This window comes from Metapseudomonas phytobenefica, from assembly GCF_043392685.1.
GTDB lineage: Bacteria > Pseudomonadota > Gammaproteobacteria > Pseudomonadales > Pseudomonadaceae > Metapseudomonas.
This window is the reverse complement of record NZ_JBHZGM010000004.1, coordinates 282,052-289,476: the sequence shown is the minus strand read 5'-3', so window position 1 is coordinate 289,476 and position 7,425 is coordinate 282,052. Positions and strand designations below refer to the sequence as shown.

Here is a 7,425-nt window from a genome sequence, read left to right as displayed (position 1 = left end):
CGGATTCCATCAGGGCCAGCAGGGCTTATCGGCCTGCACCATAGGCCGGATATAAGACTGCTCCTACCTACACGCCAACATGATTACCGATTGAGCTCCGGGAGGCGTCCATATAAGGATTTCCTTAAACGCTCGGCCGACGTGCCAAGGGCCCTGGCCGCCTCGGCTGCGGTCAGGGTTTCCTTGAACTCCAGCAACGCGGCGCCGATCTGCTTCATCTTCCGATTGATCGGCGCCTTGGCTTCCCTGAGCAGGATCCAGCCCCGCACCCGGCCCAGGGGCGGTGACCGCTCGGCCTGTGGTGGTCACCGACCTGCGACCCTGCGCTATACCAGATCCCTGGTGACTGGCTGCTTGGAGAGCAGGGGACATGAAACGAGCGGTCGAGCAGGACACCTTGCAAACCTTGGTCGAGACCGGGGCGGCGCGGGAATTCCGCGTGCTGCGCGACGGCGAGGGGTGGCGGCTGGAGTTACGCCTCGGGGTGAAATGGTTGTCGGTGCGCTCGCGGCGGGAGCCGGTGAGGCTCTGGCGCTCGCTCACTGCCGTGGGGCGGTTTTGCGCAGGGGGGGGGATCAAGGCGCTGACGGTGGAGCTGTGAACCCGGTGTCGCTACCGCCACTCCATTGCAGCAGGCTCCGCAGGGCTGTTGCCCTTGCTGTCAGCACCATATGCCTTGCTGGGTGCCGATTGGTACACGTGCGTCGGCCACTCCACGCGCTACAGACGCGCTCTTTTAAGCCTTACCAAAGAGCTTTGAAAAGGTGGAATGTTTCGCTTCGCGCCAGGTTTCCGTCAAATCGCCATTGAGCTCCAGGGCTTCGAAAATGCTCTTCACCTGCTCGTTGGTGATCAATTTTGCCGTGAGCATCTTCTTCAGTAACTCATGACCATGCCAAACCGTAATGCCAAAGTCCGTGGCCAACTGATGCATCCCCAAGTCATCGGTGACCACAATGGCATTTCTGATCTGGCCGAATGCAAGCACTCGACAGTCTGTTGAGGACGGAGGAGAGCGCTTACGCGTGGTATAGGCAACCGGGTTCATCAACACCCATCCGTGCAACACGCTTTGCGCTGCATCCAGCTGGGCTTTTTCTTCTGCCTTGAGGCGTACCTGCTTCGCCCCCCGTTCAGCGGCCACATCCTCGCCGTCGAACCAGGGATACTTGAACCTCAGCGCGCCATTGCGATGCACTTCCGTCTCGACGTCTTTCAGAATGGTCAGCACATAGTTTTTTTGACCAAACGCAACCCCAAGCATTGGTCTTATACGCTTGGCGAGGCGGAGATAGGCATTCGTATCCAGCAGCACCAGCGTCTGCGCAGAACTCAACTCGCCAGTTCCTCATGGATCCCCATCGCATCCACCAGTGAAATGTCCATAATTTGCTGAACATACGAAGGGCCCGTGCCATGTTCACGAATCATGCACTTCAGCGCATGGAAAAACGCCGACTGGAAGACATTTTCTGCGGCTGCCATGTACTGCGCAGGCTTCGGCGGGACAGGGTCAAACAAGACCGCACTCACCCATTGAGGGTCTGAGCTGTTCCGAACCGCGTGAATGGTCTTGTCTGCCACACGCAGCGGCGGAAGTTGATGCTCCAATGCGTAGGCCTGAACCTGCTGATACACCGTATTCAGCGAGATCTCATGGTGTGTAGCGCATTTTTGCAGGACAGCAATCTCTCCAGCAGCACCTGGCGCACCCGCCGCTTCGGCATATGCTAGTTGAGCGCTGGCCTCAGGAAACAGTAGGGCACCGGCAAAGGCATCCGCAAAATCTTCCCCTTCATTACTGCCGGCAAGCTCGGGGGTATAGACATGCGCTAGCTCATGGGCCATCCAAAACTTGAAGTCTTCCAGCTTGGTGTCCAGGTTAACGAACACGAAGGTGACGTCTGAAGACGGCAACAAAATGTGCAAAGCATTCTTGTGCTGCTGCTTCTGTCCCCAGAGCACCGGCACAAGCACCGCGCCACACGCCTTGAACTCGGCAATCAACGCTTGATAACCAAGAACGCTACGTTCGCCTATTCCTAGCTTACTGCGCACCTGCAACGCATCACTTTGCAGCCGCGCATAGGACGTAGAAGGGGAAGAAATCTGGGTACGTAGCGTCGGCAGTTTTGGCAGAAAGTCCACAAGGGGCTTGAGCAGGCCACCGATGCCGATTGCTTTAGCAATGTGCGCGTCAGTGGTCTTGGTGCCGGCTCGCTTACGGAAAGCCACGATGGGCTGATCCTTAGGCGGCTCGACCAACTGAGCAAAAGTCAGGTGCAGGGTTGTCGCCAGCTTGAGCAGCTTGTCCGGCCGTGGGAAGTCCTTGCCTTTGAACCAGTTGGTCACGGACTGCGCCGAAACCCCCAACTGATCCGCCAGGTCTTTTTGTGTCCAGCCACGCTCGGCTAGAGCCGCACGGAGCGACTCGACTTGAAGGGTATTTTGCATAGCTGGCCAGTGTAATAGCGAGCCACAAAAAATCAAGTTTAATCAAGTTTTGCTAGGCCCATGGCACCATCACACTGCATCCCCAAAAGCAGCTTGTTCCAGCACCTGATGCTGCCGCTGCCACCCCGGCATATGGCTAGCCACCAGCGCCCAGAAGGCCTTGGTATGGTTCTTTTCCACCGTATGGCACAGCTCATGGACGATGACGTAGTCCTGCACGCTGGCCGGCAGCTCCATCACCCGAGGATGAAACTCCAGGATATGGTTCGCATCGCAGCTCGCCCAACGGCTTTGGAAGTGACGTATACGCATACCCGCAGCCAGTAGACCGGTTTCGCGCTGCCAGTGGCGAACACGCAGCGGGAGCTTCTCCTGAGCGCGTTCCCGATAGAACCGCTCCAACAAGGGCATCAGCGCGTCGGGGTGAATACTCAAACCATCAGGGTTATCAACGATGAAGCGTGACGCAGTGAAGGCCAATCGCGGCTTGAGGGCGTCCGGCACATGACGAACTTCGGTGTAATAGGTGCGCCCGGCGTAGCGCAGGCGACTGCCCGTCACGATGGGCTCGCTGGCTTGGGGCTGATTCACCTGTGCCAGCTTTTCACGAATCCAGCGTGCACGACGCAGCACCAAAGCCTCTTGCTCAGGTTCATCCACCTGCGGCCCGCGCAATAGAACGGGCCGCCCCCGTTCTACCGTCACGTAATGGCGCTTGAGTTTGCTATCGAGCTGGAAGTACCACTCGATAGCCGTTTGGCCGTAATTCAATACTGGCATGGGTGGCGCTGCGTCAGTTTTTCAGCAGGATATCGAAGATTCGCTTAGCGTGATCACGCGCCACTGAACGCTCCCAGCCCGCCAGAGGCATCAATACCCCGCGCAGGTGGTCTCTAAAATCAGGGTGCGTATCCGGCATTTTCTTCCAGTTTTCAGTCGCCAGCGCACGACTCAGCATTTCATCTTCGAACAGCTTGGTCGTAGCCACTCTGGCCGTGTCCTCAGCCAGTAGGGCAGCAAGATAGTGGTACACCGCTGAGTGCGCTGGCTTATTAAACCCGGTGTTGTCCTTGTCCTGAATCCGCTGGCTGAACAGCTCCAGTTGCTCCAGGAACTTGGCTTGGGTAATGCGACCCGCCTTTTCCTCTTCCAGCAGCTTTTCCAGCTCCTCGGCTATCTTGTCGAAGAATGCCGGATCCTTGTCCTTGCCGGTGACGATGGTCTGCTTCAGCTGGTTTTTCATCACCAGGGCGCGACTACCTGGGCTCGCCAGCTTCTTTAAACGCTCCATATCACTGGCATCCAGAATCGATACCTCGTGGCCCAGCAGGCTCTTGGCCGGACTGGCAGCGATGTACTCATCCAGCAGCTGTTGCAGCAGCGCGGACTCCAGTTTGGTGATGCGTTCCTTGTAGGCAGTGCCCGGAAGCTTGTCGCGCAGCATCAGGCGAATCTCACCCAGCAGGGTGAAAAAGGGCTTGAAAGGTACTCCACGGACATCCGGCAGGATGATGTCCACCGAGCGGTTGAACTGCTTCACCAGGTCGAGGAATTCTTCGACCATGTCCAACCGGGTGGCGGGGTCAAGGAAACGCTCGGCGTCGTCTTTGTAGGCCTCGCGCTGCGCCACCGGGTCATGCTTTTTCGGCAGCAGCTTGAGGATGCGGTCGAGTGTGGCTTGCAGTTTGGGCAGTTCGGTTTCAACACCTTCCCAGACCTGGGAAGGCTTCACGTCGCCGCCATAAATCTTCAGCGCATGGTCAAGGTGCTCAACCACCCCGTGGTAATCCACGATGTAACCGGCATTCTTGCCGGGCAGGGTACGGTTCACCCGCGCGATGGCCTGCAACAGGGTGTGTTCCTTAAGCGGCTTGTCGAGGTACATGGTGCCGACAATCGGGGCATCCCACCCGGTCAGCAGCATGTCGGAAACGATGATCAGCCCGACGTTGTTCGCCTGCGGCTTACCATCGAGCCCCTTACTTTCTTCCCCGTAGGGCAGGGGAAACAGCTTGCTGACAAAGTTGCCGATCTGCTCGGATGGCATGGCCACCGGGATCTTTCCGGCTTTCACCTCGGCCTTCACCCGCTCCTCGATGCTGCGGATCTTGTCGGCCTCGATCTCGTACTCTGCCGCCTCTTCCATGGCAGAAGCCCCGGTACGGGAAGAGGTGATGCTGGCCAGGGAAATAACTACCTGGCTGTCAAAGGTTGGCAGCCCTGTTTGCGCCCGCTCGACCATGATCGCATCGAGCAGATCCTTGTAGCGTACCGCCATGTCGCGGCCATCGCACACCAGCATGGCCTTCAAGCCCTTGGCTTTTACGTTACTGAGGAAATGCTCGACTAGATGTTCCGCGACCTGTTCCATGCGGTCACCGGCCTGACGCCAGCGGCGCAGCAGTTCACGCTTTAACTCGTGCTGGCGAACCTCACTCTGGTCGGCGAACTGCTCTTGGAACGCGGCATCCAACTCAGCATTGGCCGACAGCGCCACCCAGGCATCGTGGTATTTGATCGGTAGGGTGGCACCATCCGCCACCGCTTCATGCAAGCGGTATTCGTCGATGTACTCGCCACCACCAAACTCGCCCAGCGTGTGTTTGTCTTCTTGCAGCAGCGGCGTACCGGTGAAGGCGATGAACTTGGCGTTGGGCAAACTGGCGCGCATAAAGGCTGCGAGGAAGTCGTACTGGCTGCGGTGAGCTTCGTCGACCAGCACATAGAAATTGGGCTTGGTACTCAGCACGCGGAAGTGCACCTTCTCCCGGCTGATCTCTTCCCACTGGGCCTTCACCGGCGCACCGTTCTCATCCACCGCCAGGTGGCGAACGTTGCGCTCATGGACGACGACGAAGTCCTTGTCCTCACGAACACGCCGATGGCGAGTCGCTTGCAGGTCATCTTCTTCGTCAGGTGTCTCGGCGGCCTGTTCACCGGGCTGATCGTTCTCCTGAAACTTCTGCACCGTGCTGGTAAATACGCTGCCGTAGTCGTTGGACAACATCTTCACCAAGCCATCAACCGACACAGCCTGAATGGCATGGATGCCCACCGCATGGAAGGTATCGAAGATCTGCTTATCGAGGTCTTTGCGGTCGGTCAGTACCAGCACGGTAGGGTTGTTCAGCCCCGTGCTATCGGCACGCAGCATGCGCGCGAGCAGGGCCATGGTCAGTGATTTGCCGCTACCCTGGGTATGCCAGACAACACCGCCCATGGGCTTCGGCGCGCACAGGCGACCCACCGTTTTGCGCACGGCCCGCCATTGTTGATAGCGCGGCAGCTTCTTCACCGTCTTGCCGTCGCGGGTTTCGAACAGCACAAAATGAGTGATCAGTTGCAGGAAGCGGTTCGGCTCGAACAGCGCCCACAGCAGGCTCTCCTGCTCACTCGGCGCCTCGCCTAATAGGGCAGCAACAGCAGCAGTCTCCTGTCCCTGCAACCGATAGCGGGCGTAATACGCTGGCTTGGTCAGTATCGCGCCATATAGTCCTGCATGCCGATTCAGCCCAACACAGACCTGGTTGAAGACAAACTGGGTTGGGAAGGTGCTTTGGTAGCCATCCAATTGCCCCAGGGCTTCATCCAGGCGGTGATGGCTGGCTTTGCATTCGATGATGGCCAGCGGCAAGCCATTCACAAACAGCAGCAGGTCAGGGCGGAAAACATCCCCATCCGCATTGCGCCCCACGTACTGATCGACCACATGGAAGTCATTGTTGCTGGCATCGCTGGCGTCGAAGAAGCGCACACTGCGCGGCTTGCCTTCGACATCCTTCACCTGGATATCCGAACGGTGAACCACCTGTTCCCAGAACGCCTTGTTGGCGGGCAACAGCTCATCGTTGACGCGCTTGCGTAGCTCGATCAGTGCGGCACTGATGCCACCGGGTGCAGTCTTCAGCCATGGGTTGAGGGTCAGCAACCGAGCCTGCAATACATCATCCAGTACCGGTGCCAGGTGACGATGCTCAACCTGCACCTGGTTACCGGGCAGATGGGTGTAGCCCAACTTGATCAGCCAATTGATGGCGGGCAGCTCGACCCCGACCTTCTCCGGTGACTGGCTCATTGCTTACTCCTGTTCCTTGGAGGTTTCCCTCGGCCGACTGCGATACCAAACCACCGTAGCGCCATTATCAGCTTGGCTTTGCTTACGAATTTCAAACTGCTGCGACTCATGGATGACATGACGCCAACTGCCACAGCCATAGCGTTTGGGCGTCTGCTCGGGGTAGGTCTTGGCAATCCAGTGAATGGCCTCGAACAGAGGTGTCCACCCCGCCTGAGCGAGCTTGGTTTCCGCTTCACGCAAGCAGGCCGTTATCCCGCTGCTGGGCCAGTGTACGGTGCCATCGACCCAGATGCCGTTCAAAACAGCATCCTCGTACTCTTTGGTTTGCATGAACGAAACCATTAGCTGTCGAGCCTCATCCATGGATTTGGCCCAGTCGCGTAACGTCAGGTAGTGGCCGTGGATGGTTTCGTAACTCTCATCGAGATATGTCTCGGCGGCTACACAGCCATCCACGGCCCAAAGGTCGAAGCGCTGAAGGAAGTGGTGCACCAACTCATTGCGCAGGTCGACCAACTCCTTGAGCGCAGCCTTGGTCTCGACGTAGCGCTCTTCGGGTAACTCCATTTGATACCGAAAGCTAAACCACATCCGGTCGCCATTATCGGCTTCGGGTTGATCCTGCGTATCAGGCAAGTCCGGCAGCTTCAGATAGCTCTCGGTCAGCATCCCGACCAAAGTGCCCAGGGTTTTCTTATGGGCACAGGCGACCTTCTCGTCACGGAGTTCCTGAAGTCGTTCCGCTGGGCCGCTTAGCTCGCTATGGGCCACCATGGCCTTGAGCAGCCGCTCGTACTGCTGCAACTGCAACATGCAGCGCCCAAGCTTGCGCTGCACGGTACGCTGAAGGTCAGGTACCGGTTCCGAGGGCAGGGGGGTGATTTCGTCCATGA

At 58.1% G+C, this 7,425-nt stretch carries 6 protein-coding genes; 1 reads left to right on the top strand and 5 read right to left on the bottom strand.

Annotated elements, in window-relative coordinates:
• Positions 1 to 370 precede the first annotated feature (370 nt).
• Positions 371 to 601, top strand: a complete 231-nt coding sequence (locus ACFW0B_RS06040; RefSeq protein WP_449147027.1) for a hypothetical protein — start codon at positions 371 to 373, stop codon at positions 599 to 601.
• A 135-nt stretch (positions 602 to 736) separates the two neighbouring features.
• Here the strand turns inward: ACFW0B_RS06040 and ACFW0B_RS06035 are convergent, their stop codons facing one another.
• The 5 genes from ACFW0B_RS06035 to ACFW0B_RS06015 form a co-directional block, all read right to left on the bottom strand.
• A complete protein-coding gene (locus ACFW0B_RS06035; protein ID WP_449147026.1) occupies positions 737 to 1,336 on the bottom strand; it encodes a hypothetical protein in 600 nt (199 codons plus the stop codon).
• A complete protein-coding gene (locus ACFW0B_RS06030) occupies positions 1,333 to 2,454 on the bottom strand; it encodes an XRE family transcriptional regulator (RefSeq protein ID WP_215375762.1) in 1,122 nt (373 codons plus the stop codon). The genes ACFW0B_RS06035 and ACFW0B_RS06030 overlap by 4 nt, the downstream gene beginning before the upstream one ends.
• A 69-nt stretch (positions 2,455 to 2,523) precedes the next feature.
• Positions 2,524 to 3,234: a YgjP family zinc-dependent metalloprotease gene (locus ACFW0B_RS06025; RefSeq protein ID WP_215375758.1), complete on the bottom strand. Its 711-nt coding sequence runs from the start codon at positions 3,232 to 3,234 to the stop codon at positions 2,524 to 2,526.
• Positions 3,235 to 3,247: 13 nt separating this feature from the next.
• A complete protein-coding gene (locus ACFW0B_RS06020; RefSeq protein ID WP_449147025.1) occupies positions 3,248 to 6,529 on the bottom strand; it encodes a type I restriction endonuclease subunit R in 3,282 nt (1,093 codons plus the stop codon).
• Between the two features lie 3 nt (positions 6,530 to 6,532).
• Positions 6,533 to 7,423 carry an OST-HTH/LOTUS domain-containing protein gene (locus tag ACFW0B_RS06015; RefSeq protein WP_215375752.1) on the bottom strand — a complete coding sequence of 297 codons (891 nt, stop codon included), beginning with the start codon at positions 7,421 to 7,423 and terminating at the stop codon, positions 6,533 to 6,535.
• Positions 7,424 to 7,425: the final 2 nt, after the last annotated feature.

Excerpts from the sequence above, each read along its gene's own strand:
- ACFW0B_RS06030 (WP_215375762.1), bottom strand. The coding sequence starts at position 2,454 with ATGCAAAATACCCTTCAAGTCGAGTCGCTCCGTGCGGCTCTAGCCGAG.
- ACFW0B_RS06040 (WP_449147027.1), top strand. The coding sequence starts at position 371 with ATGAAACGAGCGGTCGAGCAGGACACCTTGCAAACCTTGGTCGAGACC.
- ACFW0B_RS06025 (WP_215375758.1), bottom strand. The coding sequence starts at position 3,234 with ATGCCAGTATTGAATTACGGCCAAACGGCTATCGAGTGGTACTTCCAG.
- ACFW0B_RS06020 (WP_449147025.1), bottom strand. The coding sequence starts at position 6,529 with ATGAGCCAGTCACCGGAGAAGGTCGGGGTCGAGCTGCCCGCCATCAAT.
- ACFW0B_RS06015 (WP_215375752.1), bottom strand. The coding sequence starts at position 7,423 with ATGGACGAAATCACCCCCCTGCCCTCGGAACCGGTACCTGACCTTCAG.